This is a genomic window from Micrococcus sp. TA1, assembly GCF_014199555.1.
Lineage (GTDB): Bacteria > Actinomycetota > Actinomycetes > Actinomycetales > Micrococcaceae > Citricoccus.
On sequence record NZ_JACHNW010000001.1, the window covers coordinates 677,604 to 695,029 of the forward strand.

Consider the following 17,426-nt stretch of genomic DNA (forward strand, 5'->3'; position numbering starts at 1 on the left):
GGACCTGATGAAGACCAAGATCGGTGTGGGCGCGATCGTCGCCCTCATGCTGCTGTTCGCCGTGCTCGCCGTGGTCTCGGCGGTCGGCTTCATGCAGGCGCCGCAGCCGGTGGCCAAGGTGCTCGGGGTGGCCACCCTGGGGATCGTGGCCGTCGGATTGTGGACGCTGTGGCGTGAACTGCGCTTCGGGATCATGATGGAGCGGTTGGGCCGCACGCTCGCCGCCGAGGGCGGCCTGCCCGTCGACGACCTGCCGCGCTCACCCGGCGGGCGGATCGACCGCACCGTGGCGGACGCGCATTTCGAGGTCTTCCGGGCCGAGGCCGAGGCCGCCCCGGAGGACTGGCGTTCCTGGTACCGGCTCTCCTTGGGCTATGACGCCTCGGGCGACCGGACCCGGGCCCGCCGGGCCATGCGGGACGCGATCCGGCTCTACCCCTAGGACCCCTGGGGCCGGGGCCCCGCCAGGGTGGACGCGACCGTCGAGACCCCCCACTCCAGCGGGCCCTTCCAGCCGAAGCCGCGCCATATGGTCCCGGCGACCAGGCAGCCCACCCAGTAGGCGATGAGCAGCCCCAGCCGGGGCCAGCCGGCGGTGGCGGACCCGAACGCGTCCAGCGCCACGAGGTGACCCACGTACAGGGTCAGGGTCATCGAACCGGCCCCGATCAGGGGCATCAGGGGGTAGACCAGCACCCCCCGGCCCACGGTGCACAGCAGGAGGCAGACCCCCAGCACCATGGCCGAGGTGCCGCAGGTCAGCAGCAGGTCCAACGGGGCCCCGGAGTGCGGGGTGGCCAGGGTGAACCACACCGGATGGGCCTGGATCGCCTCCGTGGAGATCGCGGCGCCCGTCAGCAGCTGTGCCTCGAGCCGGGCCGGGCCCACCCCGGTGCCGGCGGCGATCGCCTCCAGCACCCCCGGCAGCGACTGCAGGCCCCGGGAGACCAGGAACGCCGTGGCGGCCAGCGCCGCACCGCCGGCGGCCAGTGTGGCGGACACCCGAATGCGCTCCAGGCGCAGTCGTCCGAGGAACAGCCCGAACAGCACGTAGCCGAGCCACTGCAGCACGGGGTAGTACCCGGTGAACAGCAGGTCCCACGCGAGCAACCCCGGCTGGACCACGAGGTCCGGCAGGGCGGGAGTGTGCCAGATGCGCCAGTGCTCCACGTAGGCCGTGGCGCCCACCGCGGACTGCATGACCGCGGAGAGCAGGCTCGCCGCCACGGGGGAGAGCAGGAGCCACCCGGCGGCCCAGCCGGTCAGCGCCCGGGCCCCCAGGTGCAGGAACGGCAGGGCGGCGAGGAACAACAGGGCGTAGTGGGCCAGGATGATCGCCACGTTCGTGTCCAGCGAGCCGCAGGCCAGGCCGATGACGAACAGCAGGCCCGCGCGGACGGCCACCTGGCGCCGGTCCCACCCCAGGCGCGGTTGCTGGTGGGGTGCACGCCGGGCGCCCGCACCACCGGTGAGCAGGGCCAGCCCGACGCCGGCCAGGGTGGCGAACAGGGCCGAGGACTTCCCCGCGAACACCAGCCCCACCGTCGTCGGTTCCGTCCCGTCGGCGGAGACCAGCACCATCAGGTGCGTCGCGATCATGCCCAGCAGGGCGATGCCCCGCGCGGCGTCCACGCCGGGGATGCGGCGTGAGACCTCCGTGCGCAGCGCCATGCACCCCTCCTGTGATCAGGTCCTCGTGCGTGACTTACGCACCGCAGGACATTCTCGCAGGTAGGCTGGACGCCATGATCGACACCCCTGCCGCACGCTCCGAACTGCCCTTCGGCACCATGGTCCCGGCCATGGTGACGCCGTTCACGGAGGACGGCAGCCTGGACCTGGACTCGGCCCAGAAGCTGGCCGCCCATCTGGTGGACGAGGGCGCGGACGGACTGGTCGTCACCGGCACCACGGGGGAGACCTCGACCCTGCGCGACGAGGAGAACATCGCGATGTTCGAGGCCGTCGTCGAGGCCGTGGGCGGCCGGGCGAAGGTCATCGCCGGCACCGGCATGAACGACACGGGGCACTCGGCGCACCTGTCCCTGCTGGCCGAGCGCGCCGGCGTCGACGGCCTGCTGCTCGTCACCCCCTACTACAACAAGCCGAACCAGGCCGGGATCCGGGCGCACTTCGAGACCATCGCCTCGTCCACCGACCTGCCGGTCATGCTCTACGACATCCCGGGCCGCTCGGTCATGCCGATCGAGCCGGACACCATCATCGCCCTGGCCGCGCACCCGAACATCGTGGCCCTGAAGGACGCCAAGGGCGACTTCCAGTCCACCACCCTGGTGGCCGCCAACACCGACCTGCACATCTACTCGGGTGAGGACGCGCTGACCCTGCCGCTGATGGCCCTAGGCGCCGTGGGTGTCGTCTCGGTGACCGCCCACGTGGCCCCCCGGCTCTACCGTCGGCTCGTGGACGCGATGGCCGCCGGGGACCTGGCGGCCGCGCGCGCCCTGCACTTCGAACTGGACCCGTACCAGCGCGCGGTCATGACCCACATCCAGGGTGCCGTGTCCACCAAGACGATCCTGCAGTGGCAGGGCATCCTTCCCAGTGCCACGGTCCGCCTGCCGCTGACGCCGGCCACCGAGGACGAGCAGACCGTCATCCGCGCCGACCTCGCGGAGGCCGGACTCACCTTCTAGAAGGGACCGAACCCCATGGCACCAGGCCCCCGCCTGTCCACCCCGCCCCAGCTCAAGCCCGGCACCTGCCGGGTGGTGCCGCTCGGTGGCATCGGGGAGGTCGGCCGGAACATGACGACCTTCGAGCTGGACGGCAAGATCCTCATCGTCGACTGCGGCGTGCTGTTCCCCGAGGAGACCCAGCCCGGCGTGGACGTGATCCTGCCGGACTTCGAGTACATCCGGGACCGCCTGGACGACGTGATCGGCGTGGTCCTGACCCACGGCCACGAGGACCACATCGGCGCGGTGCCGTACCTGCTGCGGATGAGGCCGGACATCCCGCTGATCGGGTCCACGCTGACCCTGGCCCTGATCGAGGCCAAGCTCGAGGAGCACCGGATCCGGCCGATCACCCTCACCGTGAGGGAGGGGGACACCGAGCACTTCGGTCCCTTCGAGTGCGAGTTCGTGGCCGTCAACCACTCCATCCCGGACGCCCTGGCCGTGGCCCTCAAGACACCGGCCGGCACCATCCTGCACACCGGTGACTTCAAGATGGACCAGCTGCCCCTGGACGGGCGCATCACCGACCTGCGCGCCTTCGCCCGGCTCGGCGAGGAGGGCGTGGACCTGTTCCTGACCGACTCCACCAATGCCGAGGTCCCCGGGTTCACCACCACGGAGAAGGAGATCGGCCCGGTCCTGGAGGGACTGTTCGCGCGGGCGGACAAGCGCATCATCGTCGCCTCCTTCGCCTCCCACGTCCACCGCATCCAGCAGGTCCTGGACGCCGCCGGCGCGCACGGGCGCAAGGTGTGCTTCGTCGGCCGGTCCATGGTGCGCAACATGGGCATCGCCGCCAAGCTGGGCTACCTGGACGTCCCGGAGGGGACCCTGGTGGACCTCAAGGAGGTCGACCGGCTGCCGGACCACGAGGTGGTGCTGATGTGCACCGGTTCCCAGGGCGAGCCGATGGCCGCCCTGTCCCGGATGGCCAACGGCGACCACCGCATCCAGCTGGACACCGGAGACCTGGTGGTGCTGGCCTCCTCGCTGATCCCCGGCAACGAGACCTCGGTGTTCCGCGTGGTCAATGGCCTGATGAAGCTGGGCGCCGAGGTCGTCCACAAGGGGATGGCCAAGGTGCACGTCTCCGGGCACGCCTCCCAGGGCGAGCTGCTGTACTGCTACAACATCGTCAGGCCCACCCACGTCATGCCGGTCCACGGTGAGACCCGGCACCTGATCGCCAACGGCCGGATCGCCGAGGCCACGGGCGTGCCCGGGGAGAACGTCCTGCTGACGGAGAACGGTTCCGTGGTGGACCTCAAGGACGGGGTGGCCCGCGTCAGCGGCCAGGTCGAGTGCGGCTTCGTCTACGTGGACGGCTCCTCGATCGGCGAGATCACCGACGCCGACCTCAAGGACCGGCGCATCCTCGGCGAGGAGGGGTTCATCTCGGTGATCTCCGTGGTCAACCGCCAGACCGGCACGATCGTCTCGGGCCCGGACATCCACGCCCGTGGCGTGGCCGAGGACGACGCCGTGTTCGACGACGTCAAGCCGCGGATCGCCCGCGCGCTCGAGGAGGCGGTGCAGTCCAACGCGGACCACACCACCCACCAGTTGCAGCAGGTCGTGCGCCGCGTCATCGGCACCTGGGTGAACCGCAAGCTGCGACGGCGCCCGATGATCGTCCCGGTGGTCCTGGAGGCCTAGACGGGCCCGGCGACGGGCGCTCCGGCCCGGAAAGCCTGTGTTGGTCCGGGCCGGGGCCGTCGCCGGGCGGTACCGTACTTGCATGGCGACCCGTACTTCCCCGACGCGTTCGCAGTCCGGCCGGTCCTCGACGTCCCCCGCCCGCAAGGGCGCGGAACCGAAGGCCGCCAAGTCGTCTGCGCGCTCGTCCGGTTCCACCCAGCGCAACCGCACCGCATCCGCGGTGCCCGAGGCGCACGCAGAGCCGCAGGCGCCGGTCCTGTTGCGTGCGCTGCGCGGATTCTGGATGGCCATGGCCACGCCCGTCGGCGCCGGGGTCCGCAAGATCGGCCGCGACGCGAGGATCGCGCCGGAGGATCGCCGTGACGGCACCGGATTCTTCCTGGTGGTCCTGGCCGCGGTCATCGGCTCCGTGGAGTGGTGGGGCCTGCGCGGGACCCCCGGTTACGGGACCGTGGTCCACAACGTCGCCGCCGGCACCCTCGGCTGGGCGGCCCTGATCTTCCCCGCGGTGCTGCTGACCGTCGCCGTACGCTACTTCCGCACCCCCCAGGAACACCGGGACAACGGCCGGATCACCATCGGCCTGCTGGTGGTGACGGTGGCCGTCGCCGGTATCGCGCATCTGGTCGCGGGCCTGCCCACCGTCGCCGACTCCTTCGCCGAGCTCCTGGCCGGCGGGGGCATCGTCGGCTACCTCGTCACCACGCCGCTGGCCTCGCTCGTCACCCCCTGGCCCGTGTGGGCGCTGATGGTGGCGCTGGCCCTGTTCGGGGTGCTGATCGTCACCGCCACCCCGGTGGGCCAGATCCCGCAGCGGATCCGGGACGCCTACGCCTGGCTCACCGGCCAGCCCGACGGCGGTGCCCCCGGCTCCCGGGACGGCGCACGCGGGGGACACGACCAGTCCTACCTCACCGAGCATGACCGCCCCTCCGGCCGCGGATCCCGTGCCGGCAGGGACCGTACGGCCGGCAAGGAGCGCACGGCCGGCACGGAGCTCGAGGCCGGCGAGGCCGCGAAGAGCGGCAAGACCGGCAAGGACGGCAAGGCCGGCAAGCGCAAGGGCGTCCGGCTGTTCGGCCGCGACGAGACGCCCACCGAGGTCCTCGACGACGCCGGGACCCCCAGCACCGAGGCCTACGAGACCGCCGTCATCGACGAGAAGCCGCAGGATGTGGTGGCCGAGCGGCCGCAGGACGAGGTGGCCGAGCAGCCCCCGGCCGTCCCGGCGGGCGTGCGGCGTCCCACCGCCGGGGAACTGGCCATCGCCCGCGCCAAGGAGGCGGCCGGGGTCAGGATCCCGAAGCCGGAGGAGACCGAGGACGCCGGCCCCTCGACCGAGCCCATCGGCGTGGTCGCACCCTCCGTGCCGGCGAATCCCGTCTCCCGGCCCGCGGAGCTGCCGCCGATGCCCGCCCGCTCGGAGCAGCTGCACCTGGGCGGGGACGTCACCTACACGCTGCCGGACTCCACGATGCTGCCCGCGGGCCCGCCCCCGAAGGAGCGCACCGAGGCCAACGACCAGGTGGTCGCCGCGCTGACCGAGACGCTGACCCAGTTCAAGGTGGACGCCGAGGTCACCGGCTTCTCGCGCGGGCCGACGGTGACCCGCTACGAGATCGAGCTCGCGCCGGGCACCAAGGTGGAGAAGGTCACGGCGCTGTCCAAGAACATCTCCTATGCGGTGGCCTCCTCGGACGTGCGGATCCTCTCGCCGATCCCCGGCAAGTCCGCGATCGGCATCGAGATCCCCAACGCCGACAAGGAGGTCGTCGCCCTGGGCGACGTGCTGCGCTCGAACGCGGCACGCAAGACCGACCACCCGATGGTGATGGGCGTGGGCAAGGACGTCGAGGGCGGCTACGTGATGGCCAACCTGGCGAAGATGCCGCACATGCTGGTGGCCGGCGCCACCGGTGCCGGCAAGTCCTCCTTCGTGAACTCCATGATCGTCTCGATCCTCATGCGCTCGACCCCGGACGAGGTGCGCATGGTCATGGTGGACCCCAAGCGCGTGGAGCTCACCGCCTATGAGGGCGTGCCCCACCTGGTCACCCCCATCATCACGAGCCCGAAGAAGGCCGCGGAGGCGCTGCAGTGGGTGGTGCGCGAGATGGACACGCGCTATGACGACCTCGCCGCCTTCGGCTACAAGCACGTGGACGACTTCAACAAGGCCGTCCGCGCCGGCAAGGTGACCCTGCCGCCGGACTCCAAGCGGGTCCTCAAGCCGTATCCGTACCTGCTGGTCATCGTGGACGAGCTCGCCGACCTGATGATGGTCGCCCCCCGCGACGTCGAGGACGCGATCGTGCGCATCACCCAGCTGGCCCGCGCCGCCGGCATCCACCTGGTGCTGGCCACCCAGCGGCCCTCCGTGGACGTGGTCACCGGCCTGATCAAGGCCAACGTGCCCTCCCGCATGGCGTTCGCGACGTCCTCCGTCACCGACTCCCGCGTGGTCCTGGACCAGCCCGGTGCCGAGAAGCTGCTCGGTCAGGGCGACGCCCTGTTCCTGCCGATGGGCAAGTCCAAGCCGATGCGCGTGCAGGGCGCCTGGGTCAACGAGTCCGAGATCCACGCCGTGGTGGAACACGTCAAGGGCCAGATGCAGGCCCAGTACCGGGACGACGTGGTGCCGGAGAAGGTCGAGAAGGTCATCGACGAGGACATCGGTGACGACCTGGACCTGCTGCTGCAGGCCACCGAGCTCGTGGTCACCACCCAGTTCGGCTCGACCTCGATGCTCCAGCGCAAGCTGCGCGTCGGGTTCGCGAAGGCCGGGCGGCTCATGGACCTCATGGAGTCCCGCGGCGTGGTGGGCCCCTCGGAGGGGTCCAAGGCCCGGGACGTGCTGGTCAAGCCGGACGACCTGGCCGGGGTGCTCGCCACCATCCGCGGCGACACGCCGCCGGCGGCCGCGCCCAGCGAGGACGCCCCCGAGGCCTATGCCGAGGACGTGGTCCACTCCGACCACGAGGCCGGCCGCCCGCCCGTGCGCGGTGCCACCGACCAGGAACTGGTGCGGGGCTCGCTCCCGGAGGACGACGGCTACGGCCGCGACCTCGTCGCCGAGGACCTGGCCGGGCGACGCTCGGCCCAGGACTGGTACGACGAGGAGGAGGACGAGGGCTCGGAGGACGCCTGGCAGCTCACCGGCCGGTGAGCCGCGGAAGGAACCGGCGGGTCCGTAGACTGCAGGGATGAACGAGAACTGGAACCTGCCCAACGTCCTGACCACGGTCCGGATCCTGCTGGTCCCGTTCTTCGTCTGGTTCCTGGTGGCCGGAGGCCCCGCCGGCGAGGACTCCCCGGGCATGCGGTGGGCCGCCTTCGCGGTGTTCGCCGTGGCCATGTACACGGACAAGCTCGACGGCGACATCGCCCGGGCCCGCGGACTGGTCACGAGCTTCGGGAAGATCGCCGACCCCATCGCGGACAAGCTGCTCACGGGCGCGGCCTTCATCGTGCTCTCGATGCTGGGGGAGCTGTGGTGGTGGGTCACCATCCTGATCCTGCTGCGCGAGTGGGGGATCACCCTGATGCGCTTCGTGGTGCTGCGCTACGGGGTCATGCCGGCCTCGCGGGGAGGCAAGCTCAAGACCGTGCTGCAGGCCGGGGCGCTGCTGCTGATGCTCGCCCCGCTGACCCCGCTGCTGGGGGACTGGTACCCCTGGGTCGGCTGGACCGCGATGGGTGCCGCCCTGGTCGTCACGCTCGTCACCGGCGCGGACTACGTCCTCAAGGCGGTCCGGATGCGCCGGTCCGCGCAGACCGGCGGGGCACGCCCATGAGCCTGCCGGCCGACGTCGTGACGGAGCTGATCCGGCGCGGGCTGCGGATCGCGACCGCCGAGTCCCTGACCGCGGGACTGCTGGCGGCGACGATCGCGGACGTGCCCGGTGCCTCCGCGACCCTGCAGGGAGGGGTCGTGGCCTACCAGAACGAGGTCAAGGAGCGACTGCTGGGCGTGGACCCGTCACGCCTCGCCAGCCACGGGGCCGTGGACGCCGGCGTCGCCGCCCAGATGGCGGAGGGGGCCCGCCGGAGGCTGGGCGCGGACATCGGCGTGGCGACCACCGGGGTGGCCGGGCCCGAGCCGCACCAGGGCCGGGCCGTCGGGACCGTCTACCTGGGCATCGCCGGACTGCCCGGTCCCGCCGCCGAGGAACTGCACCTGGACGGGGACCGGGAGGGTATCCGCCGCGGGACGGTCGAGGCCGCCCTGCGCAGCGTGCTGCGGCGCCTGGACCGGGAGGCACGGGCATGACGACCGCGATCGGGTTGATGGCCGACCCCGGGACGCCCGCGATCGTGGCCGGCCGGATCCGCGAGGCCCTCCAGGCGGAGCTGTCCCACAGGGTGGACGACAGCACGGAGTGGCGGATCGACGTGGTGGACGAGATCGTCCCCCTCGACGCCGACGGCAGTGTGGACCTGGTCCGCTGGACGACGCAGGTCGACGCGCGCCACGACTGGGAGATGGTCATCTACATCACGGACCTCCCGCGCTACGAGAACGGGCGTCCCGTGGTGGCCGAAATCTCACGGCGGGACAACGCCGCCGTCCTGTTCCTGCCCGTGCTCGGAGTCTTCCGGCTGGAGCGGCGGGTCGTGGAGACGATGTCCCGCCTGGTGGGGCACCTCTACCGGGGTGCCGTCGACGTCGGGCCGGAGGGCCGGACCGTGACCCGGGATCCGGAGCACCCGGAGGCGCTCAACGCCCTGGTGCCGCTGTCCGACACGACGTCCGAGTCCGCGGAGGCCTCCGAGCAGGTGTACGCGACCGGTCCCTGGGCCGTTCCGCGCCTGCTGACCGGGATGGTCCAGTCCAACCGCCCCGGGCGCCTGCCGGCCGCGATGACCGCCTCGGCGGCCGCCGCGTCCGCGGCGGGTGCGTACGGCGTCTTCTTCGGCAGCATCTGGACCCTCGCCGCGGACATGGGCGTGGACCGCCTCTCGGTGGTCACGGTGCTGGCCGTCATCGGCATGACGACCTGGCTGATCGCGACGAACGGGCTGTGGGCCCGCCGCAGCGACTGGTCCACCCGGCGGTGGGCGGCGATGGACAACCTGGCCACCGTCATCACCGTGGCCGTCGCCGCGCTGATGATCTACGCGGGACTGTTCCTGTTGCTGTTCGTGGCCTCCGTGGTGGTGGTCCCGCCGCACTACCTCACGGAGACGCTGGGGGTGGAGGCCGGGATCCAGCACTACCTCAAGCTGTCCTGGCTGGCGGCCAGCCTGGGCCTCATCGCCGGCGCGATCGGGTCCAGCTTCGACGATGACGAGGCCATCCGCAACGCCACCTACTCCCTGCGGGAGGCCGAACGACGGGCCCTGCACCAAAGGCTCGAGGAACGGGAGGATGAGAGACCCGAGCACCGCGCCCACGGGACGGGACCATGACGATGGCGTCACGATCCACGACCGGTCCGGTGGGGCCTTGTCACGGGGTGCCAGGGTGTCGCTAGTGTGGGACACGAGGATCCGGCGGGGCCGGGGGCCGGCGGTCGTGGCTGTGAATCCGCTGGGAACCCGCCGTCGCCGGGGTGCTCACGGGAACAAAAACCGGTGCCGAGCCGGTTATACAGGACAGTTGACCCGGCGCCCGCCGCACCACCGGCGAGTGCGCGTTCCCAGAACTCGTACAGGAGAAACCAGTAGACATGATGAAACAACCGGTTACCATCAACGGAATCACCCGTTGGCTGGCGACCGGAGAGAACATTCCAGCAGCCACTCCAGAGACCAAGGAGCACGCCGTGCCAGTCCTTCGCCAGGAAATCGGAGATGTGCTGCGAGACGTGCGTCAGCGCCAGGGGCGCACCCTTCGTGAGGTCTCGCACCACGCCCGCGTGTCCCTCGGTTACCTGTCCGAGGTCGAGCGCGGGCAGAAGGAGGCCTCCTCCGAGCTGCTGTCCTCGATCTGCGGGGCCCTGAACGTCCCGATGTCCCTCATGCTGCGTGAGGTGTCGGACCGCATCGCCCTTCAGGAGGGCGTGCACATCCCGGACCACATACCGGCGGACCTCGAGGCCGGCTACCGCCGGGACTCCCTCGTCGACGCACTGCCGGACGAGGTCCCGGACGATCTCGGCCAGCTGGCCGGCAGCCACTGACCACCGACGCGGCCGCAGACCCCCGGGGTCTGCGGCCACGTTCGTGTGCGGTGCGGAAGGGAACCCATGAGACTGAGTGAATTCCGTCGTCTGATGGACGAGGAGTTCGGCCCGGCCAACGCCGGGGTGATCGCCTCGTCGCTGGTCCTGCCCACCCTGGACACCACGGCGGACCAGGCCTTGGACGCCGGGTGGGATCCCCGCAGCGTCTGGCTCGACGTCTGCGACCTCCAGGGTGTTCCCGAGGACCGCCGGCTCGGCCGCGACATCCCGCCCAGGGACTGAACTCCCGGGAACCGGTGGACACGCCGGACGGCTATTCGAAAATACGTTCGAATGACGGTAGTCTCCTGCACAGGACTTCTCCGAGCCGGAACCCGGGTATGTCATCCACAGCGACCGTCCTGTCCCGTTAACTCGTCCGGGCGGGCCGATAGGTTTCTCTACAGCACAAGGGATCGGCCCCGACGGCCGCCCGTCACCAACACAGACCCAGGGGTGAATCATGGCGTCAGCCAACGACCGCGAGAAGGCACTGGAAGCCGCACTGGCCCAGATCGACAAGCAGTTCGGCAAGGGGTCGGTGATGCGCCTGGGCGACGACGCGCGCGCACCGATCGAGGTGATCCCCACCGGTTCGGTGGGCCTGGACGTCGCCCTCGGTATCGGCGGCCTGCCGCGTGGCCGCGTCGTGGAGATCTACGGACCGGAGTCCTCGGGTAAGACCACCGTTGCTCTGCACGCCGTGGCCAACGCGCAGCGCAACGGCGGGATCGCGGCGTTCATCGACGCCGAGCACGCGCTGGACCCGGAGTACGCCCGGAAGCTCGGCGTGGACACCGACGCGCTGCTGGTGTCCCAGCCGGACACCGGTGAACAGGCCCTGGAGATCATGGACATGCTCGTGGGCTCCGGATCGCTGGACATCATCGTCATCGACTCCGTGGCGGCCCTGGTGCCCCGCGCCGAGATCGAGGGCGAGATGGGTGACAGCCACGTCGGCCTGCAGGCCCGCCTGATGTCCCAGGCGCTGCGCAAGATCACCGGCCGGCTGGCACAGACCAAGACCACGGCCATCTTCATCAACCAGCTGCGCGAGAAGATCGGCGTGTTCTTCGGCAGCCCGGAGACCACCACCGGTGGTAAGGCGCTGAAGTTCTACGCCTCGGTCCGCATCGACGTGCGCCGCATCGAGACGCTCAAGGAGGCGGGCAACGCGGTCGGTAACCGCACGCGCGCCAAGATCGTCAAGAACAAGATGGCCCCGCCCTTCAAGCAGGCCGAGTTCGACATCATCTACGGCGAGGGCATCTCCCGCCAGGGCTCGCTCATCGACATGGGCGTCGAGGAGGGCATCGTCAAGAAGTCCGGCGCCTGGTTCACCTATGACGGCGACCAGCTGGGCCAGGGCAAGGAGAACGCCCGTCGGTTCCTGAAGGACAACCCGGACCTGGCGGACGAGATCGAGACCAGGATCCTGGAGAAGCTCGGGATCGGCGTCGCGCCCGAGGAGGACTCGGCCGCTGAGCCTCAGCTGCGGGCCGTCTCCGGGGAGTCCCCGGCCCGATGACCCGCCGCCATCTTCGCGTGGTGCCGGATCCGGACCTTCCCGAGCATCTCGCGGACGATCCGGAACCGGCCGCCGAGGAGGTGGCCCGGTCCATCGTGTTGCGCCAGCTCACCGCCTCGCCGAAGTCCCGCCGGCAGCTCGAGGAGAAGCTGGCAGAGCGTCAGGTGCCGCCCGAGGTGGCGTCCGCGGTGCTGGACCGGATGGAGGCGGTGCGGCTCGTCGACGACGAGGCCTACGCCGAGTCCTACGTCGCCTCCCGGCAGCGCAGCCGCGGCCTGGCCCGCGGCGCGCTGCGGCGGGAGCTGCAGCAGAAGGGCGTCACCGGTGAGGCCGCCGAGCACGCCCTGGAGACGATCAGCGAGGACAGCGAGCGGGCCGCCGCCATCGAACTGGTGGAGAAGAAACTCCGCGGACGCCCGGTGCCCTCCGGGGATGACCCCGAGTCCCGGGCGGAGCGGGACAAGGTCGTGCGACGGCTCGCCGGCATGCTCGCCCGCAAGGGCTACGCACCCGGCATGGCGCTCGGGGTGGTCAAGGACGTGCTGGGCGGGCTGGAGCCCGACGACTAGAATGCTGCGGTGACTTCTGCCCTCCTGCCCCCCGATGACCGCACGTACCAGGTCCGCACCTTCGGCTGCCAGATGAACGTGCACGACTCCGAGCGCATCTCCGGTCTGCTCGAATCCGCCGGGTACTCCCCGGCAGACGAGGCCACGGAGCCGGACCTCGTGGTCTTCAACACCTGTGCCGTCCGGGAGAACGCGGACAACCGCCTCTACGGCAACCTGGGCAACCTGCGCTCGGTCAAGGACAACCACCCGGGCATGCAGATCGCGGTGGGCGGCTGCCTGGCCCAGAAGGACCAGAAGACCATCCTGGAGAAGGCGCCCTGGGTGGACGTGGTCTTCGGCACCCACAACATCGGCTCCCTGCCGGTGCTGCTGGAACGGTCCCGGCACAATCAGCAGGCGGAGCTGGAAATCCTCGAGTCGCTCGAGGTCTTCCCGTCCACCCTGCCTACCAAGAGGGATTCCACCTACTCGGGGTGGGTCTCCATCTCGGTGGGCTGCAACAACACGTGCACCTTCTGCATCGTCCCCGCCCTGCGCGGCAAGGAGAAGGACCGCCGCCCCGGGGAGATCCTCGCCGAGGTGCAGGCGCTGGTGGATGCCGGCGCCGTGGAGGTCACCCTGCTCGGCCAGAACGTCAACACCTATGGCGTCGAGTTCGGGGACCGGGGGGCCTTCGCGAAGCTGCTGCGGGCCTGCGGCGGGATCGAGGGCCTGGAGCGGGTGCGGTTCACCAGCCCCCACCCGGCCTCCTTCACCGATGACGTCATCGAGGCGATGGCCGAGACCCCGAACGTGATGCCGCAGCTGCACATGCCCCTGCAGTCCGGCTCGGACAAGGTGCTCAAGGACATGCGCCGGTCCTACCGGTCGAAGAAGTTCCTCGGCATCCTGGACAAGGTCCGCGACCGGATCCCGCACGCCGCCGTCACCACGGACATCATCGTCGGCTTCCCCGGGGAGACCGAGGAGGACTTCCAGGACACCCTGGCCGTCGTGGAGGCCTCCCGGTTCTCCTCCGCCTTCACGTTCCAGTACTCCATCCGCCCCGGGACGCCCGCGGGCGAGATGGAGGACCAGGTGCCCAAGCACATCGTGCAGGAGCGCTTCGAACGGCTGACCGCCCTGCAGGACAGGATCAGCGCGGAGGAGACGGCGAAGCTGCTCGGCACCCGCCAGGAACTGCTGGTGACCAACCAGCCCGGCAGCAAGGGCGCGGAGACCGGGCGGCTCGCCGGCCGCGCCCCGGACAACCGCCTCGTGCACTTCAGCGTCCCGGCGGGGGAGCAGGCGCCGCGCCCCGGGGACTTCGTCACCGTGACCATCACCGAGTCGCACCCCTACCATCTCATCGCCGACCCCACGGCCCAGGACTACCTCCTGCGCCGGTCGCGCTCGGGTGACGCCTGGGACCGTGCCCAGGCCGAGTCCTGCGGCGTGCCCGCACCGGGCGGGGTGGCCGGTGCCGCCGGGACCGCCGGGGTGAGCCTGGGCATGCCCTCCCTGCGCGTCGGTTCCTGAGCCGGTCCATGCAGGAGGTGATCGCCGTCGTCGGGCCCACCGGGACCGGGAAGTCCGACCTGGCGCTGGACCTGGCCGAACGCCTGGGCGGGGAGATCGTCAACACGGACGCCCTGCAGCTCTACCGCGGCATGGACATCGGCACGGCCAAGCTGCCCCCGGCCCAGCGGCGGGGGATCCGGCACCACCTCCTGGACGTCCTGGAGGTCACCCAGGAGGCCTCCGTGGCACGGTTCCAGGGTGCCGCGCGCGAGGTGATCGAGGACATCACCCGGCGGGGACTGAGGCCGGTCCTCGTCGGCGGGTCCGGGCTCTACGTGCGGGCCGCCCTCGACGAGCTCGAGTTCCCGCCCACGGACGCGGTCGTCCGGGCCCGCTTCGAGGAGCTGGCCGCGCGGGTGGGCCTGGACGGGATGCGCGAGCGACTGCGCGAGGTCGACCCGGCCAGCGCGGAGCGGCTGGGCGACGTCCGCCGCGTGGTCCGTGCCCTGGAGGTCCATGAGCTCACCGGCCGGCCCTTCTCCTCCTTCATGCCCCGGCGCACCTATCTGCGGCCCACCGTCCAGATCGGCCTGGACCTGGACCGCGCCCGGTTGCATGCCCGCCTGTACGGGCGCGTGGTGGGCATGGTGGAGACCGGGCTCGTCGACGAGGTCCGGGACCTGGACGCCGCCGGCCTGCGGACGGGGAAGACCGCGTCCAGGGCCATCGGTTATGCCCAGGTCCTGCAGGTCCTCGACGGTCAGGCGGACCTGGACTGGGCCATCGAGGACACCGCGACCGCCACGCGCCGCTTCGCCCGCCGGCAGCTGACCTGGTTCCGGGCCGACCCTCGCGTGACGTGGTTCGACCCGACCGAGCCGCACCTGCTGGACCGGGTGCTGGCGCACCTGGGCGGACAGGTCCCGCCTAGACTGGCTCCATGACCCTGCCGATCGCCCAGGACCCCGACCGCCTGCGGACCGCCCTCGACCAACTGGGCGGCCTGCGCTATGCCAAGGGACAGGGCACCGGCAACGACTTCGTGCTCGTGCCCGATCCGGACGGGGAGACCGAGCTGTCCCCGGACCACGTGGCCGCCCTGTGCGACCGGCACTTCGGCGTCGGCGGTGACGGGCTGATCCGGGTGGTGGAGTCCTCTCATCTCATCGAGGGACGCGACCTGCTGCAGGACCACCCGGAGGCCGTCTGGTTCATGGACTACCGCAACTCGGACGGTTCCGTGGCCGAGATGTGCGGCAACGGCGTCCGCGTCTTCGTGCACTACCTCGCCGAACGCGGCCTGGTGGACCTGGCACCGGGGCAGGAACTCACCATCGGGACCCGCGCCGGGGTCCGCACCGTGACCCGGTTGGAGGACGGTTACGCGATCGACATGGGGCCGTGGAGTCTCATCGATCCCGAACTGGCCCGCGAGAGCGCCTCCGACTCGCTCGTGCTCGCGGCCGGGCTGGTGGACCCGCGGCCCGCCCTGAGCATCTCGCTGGGCAATCCGCACACCGTCGTGGCGCTCGCCGAGCCCGCCGAACTGGCGGCCCTGGACCTCACCCAGCAGCCGTCCGTGGACCCGGTGCCGCCCAACGGCACCAACGTCGAATTCGTCGTCGCGGCCGACCCGCTGTTCCACGGCGACGTCGGCCGGGTGGACCTGCGCGTGCACGAACGCGGCGTGGGCGAGACGCTGTCCTGCGGTACCGGTGCCTGCGCGGCCGCGGCCGCCGTCCGCCTCTGGGCCGGGGACGAGACGGCCACCCGGTGGCAGGTGGGGGTGCCCGGTGGCCTCGTGGGCGTGGATTTCCGCGCCCAGCCCGACGGCACCGAGCACGTGATCCTCTCCGGTCCGGCCGAGCTGGTCTTCGAGGGCACGGTGCTGTGAGCCCGGTCCGCTGGACGGTGCGGCCCGAGGACTCCGGAGGAGGGGACCGGGCGGCCGTCCGCCGCGTCGTGGAGGCCGCCTTCCCGACGCCGGCCGAGGCCGACCTCGTGGACGCCCTGCGCAGGGATCCGGGCGCCTGGCTGCCCGGGCTGTCCTGGGTCGTCGCGGACGCCCGCGACCCCGACGCCGGCCCCGTGGGACATGCACTGATCACCCGGTGCCACGTGGGCGGGGAACCGGCGGCCGCCCTCGCCCCCTGCTCCGTTCTCCCTGACCACCAGGGCCGCGGGGCGGGCACCGCGGTGATCGAGGCCGTGCTCTCGGCCGCGCGGGAGGCCGGGGAACGCCTCGTCCTCGTGCTGGGGCACGCCGGGTACTACCCGCGCTTCGGGTTCCGGCCGGCGTCGGGCCTCGGGATCAGCGCGCCGTTCGAGGCGCCGGACGAGTCGATGATGGCGCTCGTGCTCGGCGAACCGGTGCCCTCCGGACCGATCGCCTACCCGCCCGCGTTCGGGGTCTGAGCACGCATCCGTGGACCGGCGGGGGTCACCGCCCGAGGGCAACGGCCGGGATGACCCGCTGTCCTCCGCGCGGCCGGCGCGTTCCCGCACCCCGCCCCGGCCGGACGGGCCGGCTCAGGCGCGTTCGACCAGCAGGATCCGGAACCCCTTCTCCGTGGCGTGCCGGGAGACGCTGAACTCACCGGGGTGCCGTTCCTCCAGGGCGGACCGGATCCAGGGGAGCAGGGAGTCGGCCCCCAGGTTCTTCTGGACCACGAGGAAGGCCCGGCCTCCGGGTGCCAGCCGGGGGAGCCACTGCAGCAGGATCCCGTGCAGGGCCTCCTTGCCCACGCGGATCGGCGGGTTGGACCAGATCAGGTCGAACCGGGCGGACTCCGCCACGTCCTCCGGCCGGCACACGGTGACGCGGTCCAGGCCGAGGGCGGCGGCGTTGTCCCGGCACAGATGGGCCGCCCGGTCGTTGACCTCCACGGCGGTGACCTCCGCCTGCGGGCTGGACAGCCCGAGCGTGAGCGCCAGCGGTCCCCAGCCGCAGCCGATGTCCAGGAACCGGCCCGACGGCGGCGGCTCGGGGACGGTGCGGAGCATCGCCGCCGTGCCCTTGTCCAGGCCCTCCGGCGAGAAGATGCCGTTCGCCGTCTGCACCGCGACCTCCCGGCCGGCCAGGGTGAGCGTGATCCGGCGTCGACGCTCGGGCGTGGCGGGGTCGGCGGAGAAGTAGTGTGCGGAGTCCATCACCGCCCGATGTTACTTGACAGGGGCCATATACTGGACGGCATGTGGATTTTCCTGCGCTGAGCTGGCGTGAGCGACTGCTCACGGCTCCGGACCGATGACTCCCCGCGCTGACGGGTCGAGGATCGCTCCGTGATGGCAACCCACCCAT

At 71.4% G+C, this 17,426-nt stretch carries 17 protein-coding genes; 15 read left to right on the forward strand and 2 right to left on the reverse strand.

What is annotated here, in order from left to right; genetic code table 11:
- The first annotated feature begins 7 nt into the window (after positions 1–7).
- Complete coding sequence (locus tag GGQ69_RS02800; RefSeq protein ID WP_183524322.1) at positions 8–442, forward strand: hypothetical protein; 435 nt, start codon at positions 8–10, stop codon at positions 440–442.
- On the opposite strand, the gene GGQ69_RS02805 is transcribed toward GGQ69_RS02800, so the two are convergent.
- A complete protein-coding gene (locus GGQ69_RS02805; protein WP_183524325.1) occupies positions 439–1,671 on the reverse strand; it encodes a heparan-alpha-glucosaminide N-acetyltransferase domain-containing protein in 1,233 nt (410 codons plus the stop codon). The two genes, GGQ69_RS02800 and GGQ69_RS02805, sit on opposite strands and share 4 nt — an antisense overlap.
- A 74-nt stretch (positions 1,672–1,745) precedes the next feature.
- Here GGQ69_RS02805 and dapA point away from each other — a divergent pair, with 74 nt between their 5' ends.
- The 14 genes from dapA (at position 1,746) to GGQ69_RS02875 (ending at position 16,540) form a co-directional block, all read left to right on the forward strand.
- Positions 1,746–2,657: a 4-hydroxy-tetrahydrodipicolinate synthase gene (dapA, locus tag GGQ69_RS02810; RefSeq protein WP_183524328.1), complete on the forward strand. Its 912-nt coding sequence runs from the start codon at positions 1,746–1,748 to the stop codon at positions 2,655–2,657.
- Positions 2,658–2,672: 15 nt separating this feature from the next.
- Entirely contained in the window at positions 2,673–4,358 is a 1,686-nt protein-coding gene (locus GGQ69_RS02815) for a ribonuclease J (protein ID WP_183524331.1), read from the forward strand.
- Positions 4,359–4,440: 82 nt separating this feature from the next.
- Positions 4,441–7,527, forward strand: a complete 3,087-nt coding sequence (locus tag GGQ69_RS02820; RefSeq protein WP_183524334.1) for a DNA translocase FtsK — start codon at positions 4,441–4,443, stop codon at positions 7,525–7,527.
- A gap of 37 nt (positions 7,528–7,564) precedes the next feature.
- Positions 7,565–8,155 (forward strand): CDP-diacylglycerol--glycerol-3-phosphate 3-phosphatidyltransferase, encoded by a 591-nt coding sequence (gene pgsA, locus GGQ69_RS02825; RefSeq protein ID WP_183524337.1) that lies wholly within the window; start codon positions 7,565–7,567, stop codon positions 8,153–8,155.
- On the forward strand, positions 8,152–8,631 hold the full coding sequence (locus GGQ69_RS02830; protein ID WP_183524340.1) for a CinA family protein: 480 nt from the start codon (positions 8,152–8,154) through the stop codon (positions 8,629–8,631). The genes pgsA and GGQ69_RS02830 overlap by 4 nt, the downstream gene beginning before the upstream one ends.
- Positions 8,628–9,770: a hypothetical protein gene (locus tag GGQ69_RS02835; protein ID WP_183524343.1), complete on the forward strand. Its 1,143-nt coding sequence runs from the start codon at positions 8,628–8,630 to the stop codon at positions 9,768–9,770. The genes GGQ69_RS02830 and GGQ69_RS02835 overlap by 4 nt, the downstream gene beginning before the upstream one ends.
- Positions 9,771–10,030: 260 nt before the next feature.
- The gene (locus GGQ69_RS02840) at positions 10,031–10,483 is read left to right on the forward strand and encodes a helix-turn-helix domain-containing protein (RefSeq protein ID WP_183524346.1); all 453 of its coding nucleotides are present in this window, start codon (positions 10,031–10,033) and stop codon (positions 10,481–10,483) included.
- Positions 10,484–10,549: 66 nt separating this feature from the next.
- Positions 10,550–10,768, forward strand: a complete 219-nt coding sequence (locus GGQ69_RS02845; protein ID WP_183524349.1) for a DUF3046 domain-containing protein — start codon at positions 10,550–10,552, stop codon at positions 10,766–10,768.
- 220 nt (positions 10,769–10,988) lie between these two features.
- Complete coding sequence (gene recA / locus GGQ69_RS02850) at positions 10,989–12,053, forward strand: recombinase RecA (RefSeq protein WP_010145162.1); 1,065 nt, start codon at positions 10,989–10,991, stop codon at positions 12,051–12,053.
- On the forward strand, positions 12,050–12,622 hold the full coding sequence (locus tag GGQ69_RS02855) for a regulatory protein RecX (protein WP_221243334.1): 573 nt from the start codon (positions 12,050–12,052) through the stop codon (positions 12,620–12,622). Before recA ends, GGQ69_RS02855 begins: the two co-directional genes overlap by 4 nt.
- Positions 12,623–12,631: 9 nt before the next feature.
- Positions 12,632–14,143, forward strand: a complete 1,512-nt coding sequence (gene miaB, locus GGQ69_RS02860; RefSeq protein ID WP_183524352.1) for a tRNA (N6-isopentenyl adenosine(37)-C2)-methylthiotransferase MiaB — start codon at positions 12,632–12,634, stop codon at positions 14,141–14,143.
- Between the two features lie 8 nt (positions 14,144–14,151).
- Positions 14,152–15,069 (forward strand): tRNA (adenosine(37)-N6)-dimethylallyltransferase MiaA, encoded by a 918-nt coding sequence (gene miaA / locus GGQ69_RS02865; RefSeq protein ID WP_183524356.1) that lies wholly within the window; start codon positions 14,152–14,154, stop codon positions 15,067–15,069.
- Complete coding sequence (gene dapF, locus GGQ69_RS02870) at positions 15,066–16,019, forward strand: diaminopimelate epimerase (protein WP_183524359.1); 954 nt, start codon at positions 15,066–15,068, stop codon at positions 16,017–16,019. The genes miaA and dapF overlap by 4 nt, the downstream gene beginning before the upstream one ends.
- On the forward strand, positions 16,016–16,540 hold the full coding sequence (locus tag GGQ69_RS02875) for a GNAT family N-acetyltransferase (RefSeq protein WP_183524362.1): 525 nt from the start codon (positions 16,016–16,018) through the stop codon (positions 16,538–16,540). Before dapF ends, GGQ69_RS02875 begins: the two co-directional genes overlap by 4 nt.
- 114 nt (positions 16,541–16,654) lie before the next feature.
- Here GGQ69_RS02875 and GGQ69_RS02880 read toward each other — a convergent pair whose 3' ends face one another.
- Positions 16,655–17,275, reverse strand: coding sequence for a class I SAM-dependent methyltransferase (locus GGQ69_RS02880; RefSeq protein WP_183524365.1), 621 nt, complete (start codon positions 17,273–17,275; stop codon positions 16,655–16,657).
- Between the last annotated feature and the right edge of the window lie 151 nt (positions 17,276–17,426).